Source organism: Kocuria sp. APC 4018 (assembly GCF_030407675.1).
GTDB classification, from domain to species: domain Bacteria; phylum Actinomycetota; class Actinomycetes; order Actinomycetales; family Micrococcaceae; genus Kocuria; species Kocuria rhizophila.
In genome coordinates this window covers 1-17,555 of the sequence record NZ_JASDCY010000026.1, presented here as the reverse complement: position 1 = coordinate 17,555, position 17,555 = coordinate 1, and the positions used below count along the sequence as shown (strand labels likewise).

Here is a 17,555-nt window from a genome sequence, read left to right as displayed (position 1 = left end):
GCACGGACCGCCCCGCGGGTCTCAGACCCGGTGGGTGTCCCTCCGCTGCTGACCGCGACGAATGCCGCCGGACACTACCAGGAGCAGCGCCACCACCAGCAGCGGCCAGCCGATGAGGCCGCGCCAGGCCAGGTCGGTGAACGTGATCAGAGCCGCCGCGGCGACGGCCAGGAGGACGCCGAGGACGAGGAGCCAGGGGGTTCGGGATGTCGTGGTGGTAGCCATCCCACCACGGTAGGAGCGCCTCGGAGGTAGGGACAATGATCGCTCGGCCAGTCTTTGCGAGGATGTCACCATGGATCCATGACGGGATTTCATCATGTCGAAGTGTGGGTCGCTGATCTGGCTCAGGCGCGGTCCGAGTGGGGTTGGCTCCTCGAGCAACTTGGGTTCAGCCAGTCGGGCAAGTGGGTTGAGGGCGAGTCCTGGTCAGGAGGGGGCGCCTATCTCACCCTGACCACCTCGCCAAACCTTTCCCGCGCGGTCCATGACCGGCGAGCCCCGGGCGTGAACCATCTCGCATTCATCGCGGGCCCCTCTGAACGCGTGGATGAAATCATGAGAGTTGCCCCCGAGCACGGCTGGTGGCCGCTGTACCAGGAGCGCTATCCCCATGCCGGCGGTCCTGAGCACTACGCTGGCTGGCTGGAGAATTCCGCAGGATTCAAAGCAGAACTAGTGGCTGCGGGGGCTTGATCGCGTCCTGGTCCCATACAGAGAGCACTACACGCCGGATGTGGTGTAGACGACTTCCTCCACATCTCGCCCATCTGTGCTCAAAGAGCGGGCAGTGAGCGTCATACCCACCCGCTCACACAGGAGGCGGGAGGCTCGGTTGTCAGCGTCAGTTCGCGCACTGACCTGGCTAAAGCCCCACGTGCCGAGGGCTGCGGAGAGAACACCGGAGACAGCTTCGGAGGCCAGGCCTTTTCCCGTATAAGCAGGGTTGAACACGTACCCGATTTCGGCGGTGTGCTCCGCGTCGGTCCACGTCAGTCCTACCTCGCCTACGACCTCCCGGGTGGCGCGGAGCTCGGCCAGGAGCACCAATTCGTCGCCGGGTCCATTCAGTTGTGCACCGGCACAGGTATCAAGTTCCTCGTCAGTTTTCTGGCGGGTCCACGTGCCTGCGCTCAAGTAGCGGGCGACATCTGCTCGAGACCGGTATGCAAAGACCGCATCGACATCAGCGGGGCGGGGTCGGCGAAGTAGGAGGCGAGGGGTCTCAATCATGTCCGCATGCTAGTCCGTGGGGAGAAAGCCGAAACACCATTTAAATATCTTTCATGCATCACTGCCTCCACCAGCAGCGTTGCAAACGTACAAGTTGTACGCTTTCGGTATGATCTCCGTGACGCTTTCCCAGTTCCGCAACCAGCAGAGTGATTACATTGCGACCGCGCAGCGCGAGCCCGTGGAGATCACTTCGCTGGGCGCGGGACGACGCGCCGTGGTGGTCTCGCCCGAGTTCTACGACCGTGCGGTGACGACCCTTGAGGATGTAGCCGATGTCCGGGCCGCGGCATCTGCGCGCACGGAGCAGGAGTCGCGAGTTTCCCACGTGGCCCTGCGGAGAGAACTTGGCATCTGAGACCCTCGAGGCCCTGCCCGCCGGATAGAAGGGCACTGGCATAAGCAGGTGTCGGGGAGCATATTCAACGGGGCAACTGGGGAAGAAGTTCACTGACGAACTGCTCGTAGCCAGAATCGCTTGCGCGTGAGCCGCACAGGGCCGCCGGAGGTCTCTCGGTGGAGCGCCAGAAGTCGGTCTGCGTAGCGGTCCACTGTGAAGTCATCCGGCGTCTCCCACGGCACCAGCTGCAGGTACGCCACGAGCGCGGCGACGTCTCGGAACTCGTAGGCACCCACGTGCTCATCTCCCTCGGCTACGTGGAACCCAGCAGTCTCGAGATCCCTCCGCATGGTTGTGATGTTGACATGCGGCAACTCGTCATGGTCCCCGAGCCATGCCTTCAGCTCATGGGCCTCGTCGCCACCAACTTGTTGGGTGATGAACTGTCCTTTCTTGACCAGGACGCGTGCGAGCTCCTGAGGGGAGAACGACTCGTGCCGGTTGAGAACAAGGTCAAATCGATTGTCCGAAAAGGGCATTTCGACCGAGTCGACATCTTTGTCCGGTGCTTTGTACTCGAAGACCTCCACGGCCAGAGGCGAAAGTGCCTCTCGGGCGACTGCCAGGTTAGGGGGCCACCCCTCTGTCGCTATCGTGTCTGGTGGTAGTGCGTCCCTGAATGACCTCAAGAACTCGCCTCCGCCGGTCCCCATGTCGAGAACGCTTGTTGCAGCCGCCAACGCTGTCCGGTAAATCGCCGCAAGATCCCAAGGCTCGGGCGACTCCGTCATCCGATCAGCTAGATCGGAAAAATCCCACCCCTCTGGCTGCGCACGCTCCTCAGCGCGCCAAGACGCAATCAGTTGTTTCTCAGTCTCTTCCATCCTCCTAAGGTAGGTGATTTCCTTGCAGCGACTCTGACTCGGAATGATGTGACGAGCGCGGCCACTTCAGTAGCGTCCCTGGTCCAGCTCAGCGGGATGCGCCACAGTCCCAGTGTCTAAAGCGTGTGAGGTGCATTTCTGCCCGCAAAGTTGTGGAAATCCTTGGCAGAACCGCGCCTCACGCGTCGCCGCCCGCGTCCGCGACGTGCGCCCCTCACGCCCCCGTCAGCGCGTCCACGAACACCTTCTCGATGTCCTCCGGCGCCGTGGCGATGTGGGAGGACCCGCCCGTGGTCTCCGCGATCTGCTTCAGGACGTTCTCGTTCGCGTCCTGGGAGATGCCCACCGTGATGATGCGCACCGGGTTCTCCGGGTCCTGCTCCTTCTCCAGCGTGGCGAGCAGCTCGTCCAGGCCCATGGATCCCGGGTCCTGGTTGATGCCGTCGGTCAGCACGATCACCGTGCGCAGGTGGTCCGGGGCGTCCTCGTGCAGCACCTGGCGGTAGGCGGCCAGCGTGGTGTCGTACAGCCCCGTGTACCCCTTGGGCACGTAGGTCAACGACTGGGCGTCCTGCGCGAGCTGGTCCCGCTGGGTGGCGCCGTCCACCGGGGCGGACAGTTCCCGCACCGGGGTCAGGGAGCGGTAGTCCTTGTCCCCGTCCAGGTGGCGCGCGAACGTCCACAGCCCCAGCGCGTCGTGCTCCGGGAACAGTCCCACGGCCGTGGAGGCGGCGGCTTTCGTGAGGTCCATCCGGGTGGAGCCGTCCGGCAGCGCCGGGGTGCCCATGGAACCTGACGTGTCGATGGCCACCAGGGCGTGGAACGGCTCCGCGAGGTGCTCCCACTGCCCCAGGGCCTGCGTCAGGGTGGCGTCGTCCGCGGTGGGCGCCTCGGAGGCCGGACGGTCGCCCGGGGTGCTCGCCACGAGCGCCGTGTCCGCGTGCCGGCCGCGGTAGTCGTCCCACTCGCCGCGCGTGACCACGGTGGCCGCGGGGTGTTCCGCTCCCGCGGCGTAGGCGGGCGCGCTCGGGTCCGCAGGCGCCGGTGTGCTCGGGGCGGGGCCCGCTGCGACCTGTTCCAGTCGCTGCGTCGCGGTCTGGACGGGGGCGGCATCGCCCTCAGTGCGGGCGCGCCGCTTCATGGCCTGCTCCGTGTCCGCGCGGTCCGCCTGCCCGTCCTGCACCTCGCCCAGTGCGCGCGAGATCAGCTCACGCGTTCCGGCGTCCTCACCCGGTGTGCCGAGCTCCACGGCGGGGTCCTGCAGCACCGCGGCCCACGTCCCTGCCCCGGTCTCTGCGGGACCGACGACGACGGGCTCGCCCCCTTCCGCGCCCGCCGCCCCGGAGGCGCCGCTCGCCTCGGAACCACCGGCGGCGTCGTCGTCGGAGTCCAGGCGCGAGATGGAGAAGGCCGTGCTGAGGATCAGCACCAGCGCGGCCGCCACGGCGAGCCACAGCAGAGATCTGCCCTGCCCTCCCCGCTCGGCGCGGTGCGCGGCGCGGTGCTTGCCTGGCTCGGTCATGTCGATGTCCCCCCGTTCCGTGGGAGACTCCGGGAGGACCCCGTAGAACGGTCACCCCCGGCGCGCCCCCGCACGCGGCAGCCGTGTCAGGACCCCCGTGCCGGGGTGCTGCCACGCCCCGACGTCCCTTCTGGGACCACCCTACGGTGTCGTGGCTCACACGGCGCGGATCCCGGGTCAGCCGAGGCGGGAGAACGGTTCGGCGTACTCGTAGGGGCCGCGCGGGCCCCGGTACTCGTCCGGGGACACGACGCCGCCGTCCCCCAGCGGCGCCGCCTGGAAGAACTCGCCCCACTCGGGCTCCCCGGTGATCCCGAGCCGGGAGGCCGGGAGGAACCCGAAACGTGAGTAGAAAGCGGGATCCCCCAGCAGCACGAGGACCGGCTGACCGGCGTGGGTGGCGCGCTCGACCAGGGCGGTCATGAGCCGTGAGCCGAGGCCCTCGCCCTGCCGCGCGGGATCCACGGCCACGGGGCCCACACCCAGCACGGGCTCGCCCCCGCAGCGGCCCCACGTGGCCATCGCGAACCCCACGAGGTCCGCGCCGTCGTGGGCGGTCAGCGCGAAGCGGGAGTCGTGGGCGGGGGAGCCGCGCAGCCAGCCCACGAGGGTGGCCTCACCCGGGGCGCCGTCCGCCTCCACGGGCGGGGCGCTGTGCTCGGCCTCCGTGAAGGCGCGGGCCACGAGGGCGCGGACGGCGGTGGAGTCCCGGGGGTCTTCGGGGCGGATGTCGATGCTCATGCGTTCATTGTCCCCGGTGCGAGATCCGTCGTCCGGCCTCGCGGCGCGCCAGGAACGGCGTGTTCACGGAAGCGCCCCCGAGGCCTCGGACGGGGGGCGGGCCTCGCTCGAACCTGACCGGCCGATCCCGCGCCCACTCGCCCAGGACGTGGGCACTGACGAGTCCCCGGCGCAGGGCATCTCACCGTGGGGGCTGGGCGCACCTGCCCAGGCGGGTCTCAGCCGAGCTCACCCCGCAGGTACGGTGCCGTGGCGCTGTCCGCGTGCGCGGCGACGTCGTCCGGGGTGCCCGCGGCGACCACCCGGCCGCCGTCCGCTCCCGCGCCGGGGCCCATGTCCACCACGTGGTCCGCCTGGGCGACCATGCGCATGTCCAGCTCGGCCATGACCACGGTGTTGCCCGCGTCCGCGAGCCCCTGCAGGTGGTTCATGAGGCGGTCGCTGTCCGCCGGGTGCAGCCCGGCGGTGGGCTCGTCCAGCACGTAGAGGGTGTCCCCGCGGGAGGCCCGCTGCAGCTCGGAGGCGAGCTTGACCCGCTGGGCCTCACCACCCGAGAGCTCCGTGGCCGGCTGGCCCAGGCGCAGGTAGCCGAGCCCCACGTCCCGCAGCACGCCCAGGCTGTGGTGTATGGAGCCCTCGCCCTCGAAGAACGCGTGCGCCTGGTCCACGCTCATGCCCAGCACGTCCGCCACGGAGCGCTCCCGCCACAGCACCTCCAGGGTGCTCTCCTTGTACCGGGTGCCGTGGCAGTCCGGGCACGGTGCGTACACGCTGGGCAGGAACAGCAGCTCCACCATCACGCTGCCCTCGCCCTCGCACGTGGGGCAGCGCCCGCCCACCACGTTGAACGAGAACCGCCCGGCCTTGTACCCGCGCTTCCTGGCCTCGTCCGTGGCGGCGTAGAGCTTGCGGACGTCGTCGAACAGCCCCGTGTACGTGGCCACGTTGGAGCGCGGCGTGCGGCCGATCGGCTTCTGGTCGATCACGACGACGCGGCGCACGCCCTCCGGCACCGAGGTGACCTTCCCGCGGACGTCCTCGGCGGCGTCGTCGGCCGTCAGCAGGTCCGACTCCGGATCGCCCGTGATCTCCGGGGACTCGCCCGTGCGCTGGCCCAGGCGCTCGCGCACGAGGACCGGCAGGGCCTGGCTGACCAGGCTGGACTTGCCCGAGCCGGAGATGCCCGTGACGGCGGTGAGGCACCCGGCGGGGACGGTCACGTCCAGGCCGCGCAGGTTGTTGCGGGTGATCCCCTCGAGGGCCAGCCAGCCCCGCGGCGTGCGCTGCTCGCGCGAGGCGGGTGCGGTGGCGTGCTCCGGGAAGAGGTAGCGGCGCGTGGCGGACTCGGGGACGTCCGCGAGGCCCCGGGGATCGCCGCTGTAGAGGACGCGCCCGCCGCGCTCGCCGGCGTCGGGGCCGATGTCCACGAGCCAGTCCGCCTCCTGGATCACCGTGAGGGAGTGCTCCACGATGAACAGGCTGTTGCCGCGGTCCTTGAGCCCGTGGAGGATCCCGATCAGCGCGTCCAGGTCGCGCGGGTGCAGACCGGCGGAGGGCTCGTCCAGGACGTACGCCACTCCGAAGAGTTTGGAGGAGAGCTGCGTGGCCAGCCGCAACCGCTGCCGCTCGCCGCCGGAGAGGGTGGGTGTGGTGCGGTCCAGGGAGAGGTAGCCCAGGCCCAGGTCGATCATGGGCTGCAGCCGCGCCACGAGGTCCGCGGCCAGGCGCTGGGCGGCGGCACGCTTCTCCACGGAGAGGTTCGGGGTGCGCCGGACGTCCGGGGCGGCGTCGTGCGAGGCCCCTCCCTGCGCCACCCGGGCGGCGGTGGAGGCCTCGCGGGACTCGGCGTCCAGCACGTGGTCCGCCAGGTGCCCGGCCTCGCTCGGGGTCCAGCCCTCCGCGGCCACGGCGCGCGCGATCTCCGCGAGGCGCGCCAGGGGGAGGTGCGAGAACTCGGCGATGTCCAGGCCCTCGAACGTGACCGACAGCGCTTCCTTCTTGATCTTCTTGCCGTGGCACTCGGAGCACAGCTCGCTCGTGAGGTACTGGGCAGCGCGCTTCTTGGTGCTCGGGCTCTTGGCGTTGGCGAACGTGTCCAGCACGTAGCGGCGCGCGCCGATGAACGTGCCCTGGTAGGTGGGCTCCACGCCCTCCTGCTGGGCCTTGCGCGTCTGGTTGGGACTCAGCCCGCGGTACACGCCCACCGTGGGGCGCTCCTCGGTGTAGAGGATCCAGTCCCGGTCCTTTTGCGGCAGGTCCTTCCAGGGGGTGTCCACGTCGTAGCCCAGGGACACGAGGATGTCCCGCTGGTTCTGTCCGGCCCACGCCACGGGCCAGGACGCCACGGCGCGCTCGCGGATGGTCAGGCTCGGGTCCGGGACCATGGTGTCCTCGGTGACCTCGTACACCCGCCCGATGCCGTGGCACGTGGGGCACGCGCCCTGCACGGTGTTCGCGGAGAAGTCCTCCGCGTAGAGCATCCCCTGCCCCGGCGGGTACCACCCGGCGCGCGAGTACAGCATCCGCACCAGGCTGGACAGCGTGGTCACGGTGGCCACGTCCGAGCGCGCCCCACCCCCGCCGCGCTGCTGCTGGAGGGCCACGGCGGGCGGCAGCCCCTCGATCACGTCCACGTCCGGGACACCCGCCTGGTCGATGAGCCGCCGCGCGTACGGCGCCACGGACTCCAGGTAGCGCCGCTGCGACTCCGCGAACAGCGTGCCGAACGCCAGGGAGGACTTCCCCGAGCCGGACACCCCCGTGAACACCACGATGGAATCCCGGGGCAGGTCCAGGGAGACGTCCTGCAGGTTGTTCTGGCGCGCGCCGCGCACCACCACGCCGTGCTGCCAGGATGCGGTGCCGTTCTGCTCAGTAGTCACCCTGGCCACGCTACCCGGGGCGACGCCGCGCGGTCCCGTCAGTGGGGCGGGGCGTGTGAGAGGGTGCGGAGATGAGAAAAGTCCTGCTCATCATCGGCTTCGCGCTGTTCGCGGCCCTGCTCTACTGGCTGCGCGCCGAGTTCAACATCACCCTGTCCAAGCAGACACCCTCGGGAGGCGTGGAGGACGTCGACTTCAGTGTCGGGTGGCTGCTGGCATGGACCGCACTGGGTGCGGCGCTGGGGGCGGGGGCAGCGTTCCGCGGCGGCAAGGACGATTCGAACCACCGCTGATCGCCGCCCCGCGGCAACCGGCTCACCGCCGGACCGCGGCGGGATTCGTTCCGGGCCCGCCTACAGCAGGATGACCAGCAGCACCATGATCGCCACGATCACCGCGAACGTGATGGCCCAGTTGCGGGCCACGCTGCGGTTCTCGTTCCGGGTCTCCTCGCTGTTCGGGTCGCGCGGAGCGCGGCGCTCGCTGCCCGCCCCGTAGTACAGCTCGTTGGTCGACGGCTGTCGCGGGGGAACCGGCGGGCCGTAGCCGTCGGGTGAACCGGCGGGACCGGGTGCGCTGGCGGCGTCGTACCCGTCCTGGGGCTCGGGGCGGGAGCCAGCGGGGCCCGCCGCGCTGCCCGGATCCCAGGTCTCCCGCGGCGCGCCCGCGCCGGGGCCCGCGATGGAGTCGTGCACGCGCACGCCCTCGCCGGGGTAGCGCCCGCTGGGCTGGGTGGGCTCGTCCAGCTCGTCGTCGTCCAGCATCTCGGAGGCCGGGATGCCGGTGGTCGTGACCGCGGGGCCCTGGGACAGCACGGGATCCTGCGGGGACGGGCGGGAAGCGGACGCGGGCGACGACGCCGCCGCGCCACCCTGCGCACTGTCCGCCGCCGCGCGCAGCACCTCCGAGAACCGGGCCAGGGGACCCTTCTGCGCGCGTCCTGCACCCTGGGCGACCTGGTCGGCGCGGTCCGCGACGGAACGCAGCACCGCGGCGTCGGACAGTCCGAGGTCCCGTGCGGCCATGGCGAGCTCCAGGGGAGGCCGCGAGGGGTCCGCCGTGGTGGCCCACTCCAGCAGGCCTGTGCGGACGGGGGAGGACAGCGACTCCCGCAGGGCGGGCTGCAGTGCCGGGACGTCCGCCAGGGCAAGCAGCTCGAGCGGCGGGGTGCTCCCGTAGCCGTGGGCCGCCTGGTCCAGCGGGCCGCGGTCGCCGAAGAGGGCGGCGAGCATGGCGGCCGCCGCGTACCGGTCCTCCACGGTGTCCGCGTCCGAGGCGCGGCGCACCAATTCGGTCTGGGCGGGAGAGCCAGCCCGGCGAACGGCGTCCAGCAGCGCGGGGTCCGCGCGCACCAGTCGCGCCGGCTCCTGCAGGGCCCGGGCGAGTTCCGGATCCAGTGGCTCGGTCATGGTGTCCGCCTTCCGTGGTCTCGTGCGCGTTCTCGGGCACGAGCCTACGTGAGGGGACCGGGAACGGACCGGGCCTGCCCCGGAAGCATCCCGGGGAGGGGTCAGGGGCTGACCATGGACAGCGGCGAGGGGTTCCCACGCACTGTGTTCAGGGTGAAGCTCGCGGTGCCCTGGAGGTAGCGGTCGTCGGAGAACTCGATGGGACTGCCCTCGCTCGTGAACGCCCGGCGGCGCACCCGCAGCAGGGGCGTGCCCTCGGGGACCTCCAGGAGGCGGGCGTCCTCGGGGTCCGCGCCCACGGCGTCGATCGTGCGGGTGGCGTTGTTCACGTCCACGCCGGAGTCGAGCAGGTGCTGGTAGATGGACCCGGAGTCGGTGTCGAACAGCAGCACGTGGCGCCCCACGTCCAGGGGGTAGTTCAGACGCTCCACCATGGCGGGCGCCCCGTTCAGCAGGCGCAGCCGGAACACGGTGACCACCTGGTCCGTGGGCTCGATCTCCAGCCCCGCCGCGAGAACGGGACCAGCCTGGTGCCTGGTGACGCTCTGCGTGACCTGCCCCGGCTCGAACCCGGACTGGCGGCACCACTCGGAGTAGGAGATCACGCCGTCGAAGGACTGGGTGGGCACGGTGTCCAGCACGATGGTGCGGCGCCCCCGCCCGGAGGAGATCAAGCCCTCGGAGCGCAGGGTGGCCATGGCCTGGCGGACGGGCCCGCGCGAGGAGTGGAACTGCTCGCACAGCTGCGCCTCGGAGGGCAGCGGGTCGCCCGGGGGGAACTCACCGCGGTGGATCGCGGTGCGCAGGTACGCGGCGATCTCACGGTGCTGCTGCAGGGCGGTCTTCATGGTGTCGCTCTCGGATCAGGGGGCGGGGACTGTCAGCGCAAACATATCGGGTTGTCCCAGGGTGGCGGCAGGACGGACTCCGCGCGTGGACGGCGTGTGACGGTCAGGTGAACGGTCCTTTAAATGTATATACAACACGGCCGCGGCGGACCGGGGCGCACCTAGCATCGGGGGCGTGAAAACCTCAACAGACCTTCTCGTGGTGGGCTCCGGCATCCTGGGCCTGGCCACCGCCTTCCGCGCCCACCGTCAGGGACGCAGCGTGCGCGTCGTCGACGTCGCCGACCGCCCCGTGGGCGCGTCCATTCAGAACTTCGGCCACGCGTGCTTCACGGGGCAGGCGGACGTCATCCAGGACGTCGCGGCCTCCGCGCGGGAGGGGTGGCTCGACGCCGCCCGGGCCGCCGGTTTCTGGGCCGCCGAGTCCGGAACCCACATCCCCGCCGTGACGGAGACCGAGGCACGCGTGCTGGAGGAGTTCGCGGAGCACCGCGGTTCCGATCAGGTCACGCTGCTCACCCGGGAACAGGTGGCCCGGGCGGTGGGCAACCCCGAGCTGCGGGCGCACTCCGGCGCCCACCTGCCCCGCGACATGCGCGTGAACCCGCGTGAGGCGGCCCCCGTGCTGGCCCGCTGGCTCGCCTCCGAGGGGGTGGAGTTCACGTGGCGCACGCGGGTGTTCACCGTGGCCGATGGAGTGGCCCGCACCAGCCGCGGGGAGATCCACGCCGCCGAGATCGTGGTGTGCCCGGGGGTCCAGGTGGAGCAGATGTTCCCCGAGATCGCCGAGCGCCACGGGGTGCGGGCGTGCACGCTGGTGATGTCCCTGATCGAACGCCCCGGCTCCGTGCCGGCGGACCTGGCCCTGCTCACGGGCACCTCACTGGCCCGCTACGACGGGTTCACGGCCATGCCCTCGGCGGCGGCCCTCGGTGAGGAGCTGGCCCAGCGGGAGCCCGAGCTCGTGGCGTGCAAGGCCAACCTCATGGCCACGGCCATCCCCGGCGGGGTGCTCGTGGGGGACAGTCACGCCTACGACGTGAGTCCGGAACCGTTCGTGGAGGAGGAGCTCGGTGATCTGCTGCTGGACCGCGCCACGGGCTACCTGGGGATCGGGCGGCCGGTGGTGAAGCAGCGCTGGCTCGGCTGCTACGCGGACAGCGCCGCCACCAACCTGGTTCTGGAGCGCCCGGATCCGCGCACCACCGTGGTGGTGGTGACGTCCGGAATCGGCATGACGCTGTCCTTCGGCATTGCGGAGCTCGCCCTGTCCGGAGGGTCCGTTCCGCGCTTCTGAGCCCCGGGGCCTGGCGTACCGACGGTCCCTGGGGCCGCGCCGGGGCACCCCGCCGCGATCCCTCGCCCCTGCATGCGCACAGCCCCGGTGCCTGCGGACTGGGCTCATCGAGGGCTGCCGCGGGGCCTTCTGTGCCCCGCGGATGACCCTCGCGTGAGGGTTCGGTGAAGTGTGGGTGAACAACCCCAATTTGTATATACAAGTGACGGCGAGGTGCTTCAGACTTGAGGTGCGGGGGCCGCCCCGCACCACCGCCTCCTGATCCTCGAACTGCGCGCACCGCCCTCCGCGCACGCTGCCGGGCACCACACTGCGCCACCCACCTCACCGCACCTCCGCACAGAAGGACATCCCTGTGAAGACCTCCCACCGCCGCTACGCCGCCGCCGTTCTGCTGACCGCCTCCGTCCCGCTGCTGACCGGTTGCGGCTCGGACGACTCCCAGAAGGACACCATCACGTTCGCCGCCGTCCCGGCCGAGTCCTCCACGTCCCTGGAGAGCGACTACTCCGCCATCACCAAGCTGCTGGAGCAGGAGACCGGCGCCACGGTGAAGTTCCAGAACGCCTCCGACTACGCCGCGGTGATCGAGGGCCAGCGGGCCGGCCAGATCGACATCGCCTCCTACGGGCCGTTCTCCTACACGATCGCCAAGGACTCGGGGGTCAACGCCGAGGCCATTGCCGCGCCCACCAACGACAAGAGCAAGGATCCCGCCTACACGTCGCTGGCCTACGTGCGCCAGGACTCGGACATCAAGGACCTCTCGGACCTCAAGGGCAAGAAGGTGTGCTTCGTGGACGCCGCCTCCACCTCGGGCTACCTGGTGCCCATGAAGGGGCTCAAGGACGAGGGCATCGACCTCGAGAAGGACCTCGAGGCCGTGATGGCCGGAGGCCACGACGCGTCCCTGCTGTCCCTGGAGTCCGGCCAGTGCGATGCCGCCTTCGCCCACGACACCATGCTCAAGACCCTGGAGGACTCCGGTCAGGTGCAGAAGGGCGCGCTGCGCCCCGTGTGGGAGTCCGAGCCCATCCCGGAGGACCCCATTGCCCTGAACACCGACATCCTGGAGCCGGAGATGGCGGAGAAGATCACCACCGCCATCCGGGACAAGGCGAACAAGCCCGCGCTCGTGGAGGCGGGGATCTGCACCTCCGAGGAGGAGTGCACGCTGCCCGAGGAGATCGAGTACGGCTACCTGCCCGTCACGGACGAGGACTACAACGCCATCCGTGACATCTGCACCGCCACCGACGCCGACGCCTGCCACAGCGCGGGCTGAGCGGAACAGGAGATGACCATGAACACCGTTCCCGTGGAACCCACCCTGCTCACCCCGGCACCGACGCTGGCCGCGCCCGTCCGCTTCGACCACGTCACCAAGGACTTCGGCGGGGGCGTGCTGGGCCTCGACGACGTCACCATGGACTTCGCGAGCGGAGCCATCACCGTGCTGCTGGGGCTCTCCGGATCCGGCAAGTCCACCATGCTCCGCCACATCAACGGGCTGCAGAGCGCGAGCGCCGGCACCGTGAACGTGCTGGGCAACGACGTCAGCTCGCTGTCCGGGCGCCGGCTGCGCGCGCTGCGCAAGGACATCGGCGTGATCTTCCAGTCCTTCAACCTGATCGGTCCCATGTCCGTGCTGGAGAACGTGTGCACGGGCCGGCTCGGTTCGCTCCGGGGCCCGCGGCTCTCGCTCATGATGTACCCCAAGGACGTCCGGGCGGAGGCCATGGCCAAGCTGGACCGCGTGGGTCTCGCGGACCGCGCCCACCAGCGGGCGGACACGCTCTCCGGCGGTCAGCAGCAGCGCGTGGCGATCGCACGGGCGCTCATGCAGCACCCGCGGATCCTGCTCGCGGACGAACCCGTGGCCTCCCTGGACCCGGTCTCCGCCCACGAGGTGATGTCCCTGCTCAAGGAGATCGCGCAGGAGCAGGGGCTCACGGTCATCAGCTCCCTGCACCAGGTGCAGCTGGCCATCGACTTCGCGGACCGGATCGTGGGGCTGCGCAGCGGGCGGATCGTGCTCAACCAGAGCACCCGCGGCATGGACGCCGTGCAGGCGTCACGGATCTACGAGAACGTCTCGGGCGTCCCGGCGCAGGGGAGGGCGGCGTCGTGACGCAGACCCAGCAGCGCCCGGGTGCCACGGCGGTGCCCGCACGACCGGCGCCGCGGCCGGGGACGATCGCGGCGGCGTCGACCATGGCGGCCCTGTTCGTCGCGGGGGTGTGGTCCCTCGGCTCGCTCGGGATCGACGTGAGCACCATCGTCGACTCGCTCGACAACGCGGTGGCCTTCGCGCGCCGCATGTTCCCGCTGGACTTCCCGCCCGTGGCGGAGACGGTGGGCCTGATCCTGGAGACCCTGGCCATCGTCTTCCTGGCCACGTTCTTGTCCGTGGTGATCTCGGTGCCGCTGGCCCTGGCCGCAGCCAGGCCGACGACGCACGGCCGGGTCTCACGCGGCACCGCCCGCACGCTGATCGTGCTGGCCCGCGCCGTGCCGGACCTGGTCCTCGCGATCGTGTTCCTGCGCATGTTCGGGCTGGGTGCCACGGCGGGCATCCTGGCCATGGGCATCCACTCGGTGGGCATGGTGGCCAAGCTCTACGCGGACGCCATCGAGGAGCTCGACGACGGTCCCCGCGAGTCCGTGGAGTCCGCCGGCGCGGACCGCGGGCAGCAGATCATGGCGGCGATCCCCCAGGTGCTGCTGCCCCAGATCGTGGCCACCGCGCTGCACCGCTTCGACATCAACCTGCGCACCTCCGTGCTGCTGGGCTACGTGGGCGTGGGCGGCATCGGACTGGCGATCGCCGACGCCCTGCGCACCCTCAACTACCAGCGGGGCATGGCGCTCGCGCTGATCGTGCTGGTGCTGTGCATCGCAGTGGAGCTGACCTCCGGGGCGATCCGCGCGGCGCTGCTGGGCCGTTCCGGAGCCACGGTGCGCCGGGGAACCTGGGCGGACGCCCTGTTCGCACGGCTCGACGGCGGGCGGGAGACCCCCGTGCGCCTGACCCCGCCGTGGACCGTGCACCGGGCCCAGCGCTTCGTGTCCGCCGCCGTGGTCCTGCTGCTGCTCGGACTGTCCCTGCACCGCGTGGACCTCTCCTGGAGCACCATCTGGCAGGGCGTGCTGGCCGCGCCCGAGACCCTCGGGCTCTTCCTGCCGCCGTCCACCGGAGGATCCCTGGAGGTCATCCTCGAGGCGCTCGTGGTCACCGTGCAGATCGCCCTGGCGGCCACGGTGCTCGGAGCGGTGCTGGCACTTCCCATCGGGATCCTGGCCGCGAGCAACGTGGTTGCGAACAAGGCGGTGCGGACGTTCTTCCGGGTGCTCATCGTGGTCATCCGCGGCATCCCGGAGCTGATCCTGGCCATCATCTTCGTGGTCGTCACCGGCCTGGGAGCGGTCGCGGGAACCCTCGCGCTCGCGGTGGGTGCGGTGGGCCTGCTCTCCAAGCTCGTGGCCGACTCCCTCGAGGAGACCGACACCGCCGTGCAGGATGCCATGCGCGCCGCCGGGGCCTCGGAGCCCCAGGTGTTCTTCGCGGCCACCGTGCGCCAGGCCGCCCCCGCCTTCGTGGCGCACACCATGTACCTCCTGGACACGAACATCCGCGCGGCCACGCTGCTGGGTGTGGTGGGTGCCGGCGGCGTGGGCTTCCTGCTGCTCAACGCGTCCCGGGTGAACCAGTTCGACGTGGTCACCACCATCCTGATCCTCATGGTCACCGTGGTCCTGGCGGTGGAGGCGCTAGCCCTGTGGCTGCGTTCCACGGTCCGCTGACCCGCGGCACGGCCCCCACGCACGTCACACGAAAGAGAGAGCACACCATGATCACACTGGCCGTCTTCGACATGGCAGGCACCACGATCGACGATCGGGACGAGGTCTACCGCGTGCTGCGCGAGGCCACCGAGCGGGAGGGTGCCGACTACACGGACGAGCAGTTCCAGGAGTGGATGGGCACCGAGAAGCACTGGGCCATCGAGAACCTGCTCCGCATCGGCGGCGTGGAGGCGGACGAGGAGACCGTGGAGCGGGCCTGGTCCTGGTTCCGCGGGGAGCTGCGCCGCACCTACACCGAGAACCCGCCCACCCCCCTGCCCGGGGTGGAGGACGCGCTGCGCGAGCTGCGTTCCCAGGGTGTGTCGGTGGCGCTGACCACGGGGTTTTCCCGCGAGATCACGGACCTGATCCTGGGGGCCCTGGGCTGGGACGACGGCGACGTGGTGGACGTCTCCGTGGCCGGTGACCAGGTGCCGGCGGGCCGCCCCGAGCCGTTCATGATCCAGCGGGCCATGTCCGAGCTGGGCGTCACGAATCCCGCCGAGGTGGTCAGCACCGGGGACACCGCCTCGGACGTCGTCTCCGCCCAGCGCGCCGGGGTGACCTCCGTGGGTGTCCTCACGGGCCACCTCACCCGTGAGGACTTCGAGGGTCTGGAGGCGGACATCGTGCTGGGCTCGGTCGCGGAGCTGCCCACGCACCCCGTCCTGACCAGCGCGCCGGTCGGCGAGCGGTGAGCTGCGCGGCACCCGGCGGGGCGGCGTCGTCGTCCGCGCCCGTCCAGTCCTCCGGTGAGGCGGCGGGGACGACGGCGACGGCGTGGGTCTGGCACGGCGGCGGCGAGTTCCGCGCCGAGCAGCTCGCCGTGCCCGCGCCAGGACCCGGCGAGGCGGTCGTGACGCTCGCGGCCGCCACGGTGTGCGGCTCGGACCGGCACACCGTCAGCGGACGCCGCTCCGCCGCGTGCCCCTCCGTGCTCGGACACGAGGGCGTGGGCGTGGTGACCGCGAGCAACGGCGCCCGCACGGTGGACGGCGCGCTCCTGGAACCCGGGGACCGCGTGGTGTTCGGCGTGACCAGCACGTGCGGGCACTGCACCCCGTGCCTCCGGGGGCTCACCGCCAAGTGCGAGAGCGTCCGGAAGGTGGGGCACGAGGCGCTCGCGAGCGACTGGCCGCTGTCCGGGACCTACGCCACCCACATCCTGCTGCGCGCAGGGATCGCCGTGGTCACGGTGCCCGCCTCCCTGCCGGACGGTGTGGCCGCCACGGCGGGGTGCGCCGTGGCCACCGTCATGGCCATGCTGGAGCGCGCCGGGGACCTCACGGGGCGGCGGGTGCTCGTCTCCGGTCTGGGCATGCTCGGGACCGTGGCCGTGGCCGCCGCCCTGGACCGCGGGGCGGCGGAGGTGTGCGCCGTGGACCTGCACGAGGACCGCCGCGCGACCGCCCGCGCCGTGGGCGCCGCGCAGGTGGCCGACGACGCGGCGCAGCTCGGCACCGTGGACGTGGCCCTGGAGCTCTCCGGGCACCCTGCGGGTGTCACCGCGTGTCTGGACGCCCTGGACCTGGGCGGAACGGCGGTGCTCGCCGGCAGCGTGGCCCCCGCGGGCACGGTGGCGGTGGACCCCGAGTGGATCGTGCGGGGCTGGCGCACCGTGACCGGGGTGCACAACTACGAACCCCGGCACCTGCGGCAGGCCGTGGACTTCCTTGCCTCCGGAGCCCACGGGCTGCCGTGGGACGAGGTCCTGGGTGGGCCCATCGCGCCCGAGGAGCTGGGGCGTGAGTTCACGGGACCGGCGCCCGGGACGCTGCGCACCGTCGTCGTGATGCCGTGATGCCGTGATGCCGTGATGCCGTGATGCGGTGATGCGGTGGGCTCGTAGTGTCGAGACGGTGCGAGCCCGGGGCCCGTGGTGCGGTGGCCCGTGAGCCCGTGGTGCCGCGGGACGAGCCCCCGTTACAGTGAGCGACTGTGACCCGCACCGCATCCGCGCCGACGCGCAAGGCCCCCGGCATCCTGCTCGCGGTGCTCATGGCCGCGATGGCCGCGGGACCGGTGTTCAACTACGGGGTGGGTGCGCTGAGCGCCACCATCGTGGAGAGCTACGGGATCACCGAAGGGCAGTACGGGTTCATCATCACCGCGGTGTTCGTGGTGGCGGGTCTCGCGGCGCCGCTGCTGGGGGTGCTCGCGGACCGCATCGACACCCGCGTGCAGCTCACCCTGATCTTCGGGGGCGTGCTGGTAGCGTTCCTGCTCAGCGCCACGTGGCAGTCCTACTCCGTGCTGCTGGTCGCGGCCCTGGTCGCGGGGCTCGCGCAGTCCTTCTCCAACCCGGTGACCAACCGGATCGTCGCGCAGCGCGTTCCGCTGACCCAGCGCTCCGCCTGGATGGGGTGGAAGCAGTCCGGGGTCCAGGTGGGTCTGCTGGTCGCGGGCCTCACGTTCCCGGTGGTGGGCGCGGCGTTCGGCTGGCGGGGTGCCGCGCTGTTCGGGGCGCTGCTGTGCGTTCCCCTGCTCGTCACGGGGTGGACCGTGGTCACCCGGCTGCAGCGCCGCGCCCGCGAGAGCGCCCCGACGACGACG

18 protein-coding genes are annotated in these 17,555 nt (G+C 71.1%); 10 read left to right on the top strand and 8 right to left on the bottom strand.

The window, feature by feature from the left end; translation table 11 throughout:
- Positions 1-21: 21 nt before the first annotated feature.
- Positions 22-225: a hypothetical protein gene (locus tag QL985_RS06570; protein WP_259905165.1), complete on the bottom strand. Its 204-nt coding sequence runs from the start codon at positions 223-225 to the stop codon at positions 22-24.
- A 78-nt stretch (positions 226-303) separates the two neighbouring features.
- On the opposite strand from QL985_RS06570, the gene QL985_RS06565 reads away from it, so the two are divergent.
- The gene (locus QL985_RS06565; protein ID WP_259905164.1) at positions 304-696 is read left to right on the top strand and encodes a VOC family protein; all 393 of its coding nucleotides are present in this window, start codon (positions 304-306) and stop codon (positions 694-696) included.
- A 27-nt stretch (positions 697-723) separates the two neighbouring features.
- Here the strand turns inward: QL985_RS06565 and QL985_RS06560 are convergent, their stop codons facing one another.
- The gene (locus tag QL985_RS06560; RefSeq protein ID WP_259905162.1) at positions 724-1,233 is read right to left on the bottom strand and encodes a GNAT family N-acetyltransferase; all 510 of its coding nucleotides are present in this window, start codon (positions 1,231-1,233) and stop codon (positions 724-726) included.
- 109 nt (positions 1,234-1,342) lie between these two features.
- Here QL985_RS06560 and QL985_RS06555 point away from each other — a divergent pair, with 109 nt between their 5' ends.
- Positions 1,343-1,591, top strand: coding sequence for a type II toxin-antitoxin system prevent-host-death family antitoxin (locus QL985_RS06555; RefSeq protein ID WP_259905161.1), 249 nt, complete (start codon positions 1,343-1,345; stop codon positions 1,589-1,591).
- Between the two features lie 89 nt (positions 1,592-1,680).
- On the opposite strand, the gene QL985_RS06550 is transcribed toward QL985_RS06555, so the two are convergent.
- The 4 genes from QL985_RS06550 to QL985_RS06535 all read right to left on the bottom strand — a co-directional run bounded on the left by QL985_RS06550 (position 1,681) and on the right by QL985_RS06535 (position 7,602).
- Positions 1,681-2,457, bottom strand: coding sequence for a class I SAM-dependent methyltransferase (locus QL985_RS06550; RefSeq protein WP_259905160.1), 777 nt, complete (start codon positions 2,455-2,457; stop codon positions 1,681-1,683).
- A gap of 214 nt (positions 2,458-2,671) precedes the next feature.
- The gene (locus tag QL985_RS06545; RefSeq protein ID WP_259905159.1) at positions 2,672-3,979 is read right to left on the bottom strand and encodes a VWA domain-containing protein; all 1,308 of its coding nucleotides are present in this window, start codon (positions 3,977-3,979) and stop codon (positions 2,672-2,674) included.
- 177 nt (positions 3,980-4,156) lie between these two features.
- The gene (locus tag QL985_RS06540; protein ID WP_259905158.1) at positions 4,157-4,720 is read right to left on the bottom strand and encodes an N-acetyltransferase; all 564 of its coding nucleotides are present in this window, start codon (positions 4,718-4,720) and stop codon (positions 4,157-4,159) included.
- Between the two features lie 218 nt (positions 4,721-4,938).
- Positions 4,939-7,602 (bottom strand): excinuclease ABC subunit UvrA, encoded by a 2,664-nt coding sequence (locus QL985_RS06535; protein WP_259905157.1) that lies wholly within the window; start codon positions 7,600-7,602, stop codon positions 4,939-4,941.
- Positions 7,603-7,673: 71 nt separating this feature from the next.
- Between QL985_RS06535 and QL985_RS06530 the strand changes: the two genes are divergently transcribed.
- On the top strand, positions 7,674-7,895 hold the full coding sequence (locus QL985_RS06530) for a hypothetical protein (protein WP_259905156.1): 222 nt from the start codon (positions 7,674-7,676) through the stop codon (positions 7,893-7,895).
- 60 nt (positions 7,896-7,955) lie between these two features.
- Here QL985_RS06530 and QL985_RS06525 read toward each other — a convergent pair whose 3' ends face one another.
- Both QL985_RS06525 and QL985_RS06520 read right to left on the bottom strand, forming a co-directional pair.
- Positions 7,956-9,011: a hypothetical protein gene (locus tag QL985_RS06525; protein ID WP_259905155.1), complete on the bottom strand. Its 1,056-nt coding sequence runs from the start codon at positions 9,009-9,011 to the stop codon at positions 7,956-7,958.
- A 101-nt stretch (positions 9,012-9,112) separates the two neighbouring features.
- A complete protein-coding gene (locus QL985_RS06520) occupies positions 9,113-9,859 on the bottom strand; it encodes a GntR family transcriptional regulator (RefSeq protein WP_259905154.1) in 747 nt (248 codons plus the stop codon).
- 175 nt (positions 9,860-10,034) lie between these two features.
- On the opposite strand from QL985_RS06520, the gene QL985_RS06515 reads away from it, so the two are divergent.
- From QL985_RS06515 to QL985_RS06485, 7 genes are all read left to right on the top strand, one after another.
- Positions 10,035-11,156, top strand: a complete 1,122-nt coding sequence (locus QL985_RS06515; protein ID WP_259905153.1) for a TIGR03364 family FAD-dependent oxidoreductase — start codon at positions 10,035-10,037, stop codon at positions 11,154-11,156.
- Between the two features lie 355 nt (positions 11,157-11,511).
- Positions 11,512-12,441 carry a phosphate/phosphite/phosphonate ABC transporter substrate-binding protein gene (locus QL985_RS06510; protein WP_259905152.1) on the top strand — a complete coding sequence of 310 codons (930 nt, stop codon included), beginning with the start codon at positions 11,512-11,514 and terminating at the stop codon, positions 12,439-12,441.
- A gap of 18 nt (positions 12,442-12,459) precedes the next feature.
- Positions 12,460-13,287: a phosphonate ABC transporter ATP-binding protein gene (phnC, locus tag QL985_RS06505; RefSeq protein WP_259905151.1), complete on the top strand. Its 828-nt coding sequence runs from the start codon at positions 12,460-12,462 to the stop codon at positions 13,285-13,287.
- Positions 13,284-14,960 (top strand): phosphonate ABC transporter, permease protein PhnE, encoded by a 1,677-nt coding sequence (gene phnE, locus QL985_RS06500; protein WP_259905150.1) that lies wholly within the window; start codon positions 13,284-13,286, stop codon positions 14,958-14,960. The genes phnC and phnE overlap by 4 nt, the downstream gene beginning before the upstream one ends.
- A gap of 47 nt (positions 14,961-15,007) precedes the next feature.
- Positions 15,008-15,700, top strand: coding sequence for a phosphonatase-like hydrolase (locus QL985_RS06495; RefSeq protein ID WP_259905149.1), 693 nt, complete (start codon positions 15,008-15,010; stop codon positions 15,698-15,700).
- Positions 15,697-16,803: a zinc-binding dehydrogenase gene (locus QL985_RS06490; RefSeq protein ID WP_259905148.1), complete on the top strand. Its 1,107-nt coding sequence runs from the start codon at positions 15,697-15,699 to the stop codon at positions 16,801-16,803. Before QL985_RS06495 ends, QL985_RS06490 begins: the two co-directional genes overlap by 4 nt.
- Positions 16,804-16,940: 137 nt before the next feature.
- Positions 16,941-17,555 (top strand): MFS transporter (locus QL985_RS06485; protein ID WP_290147666.1); only part of this gene is annotated, 615 nt, incomplete at its 3' end.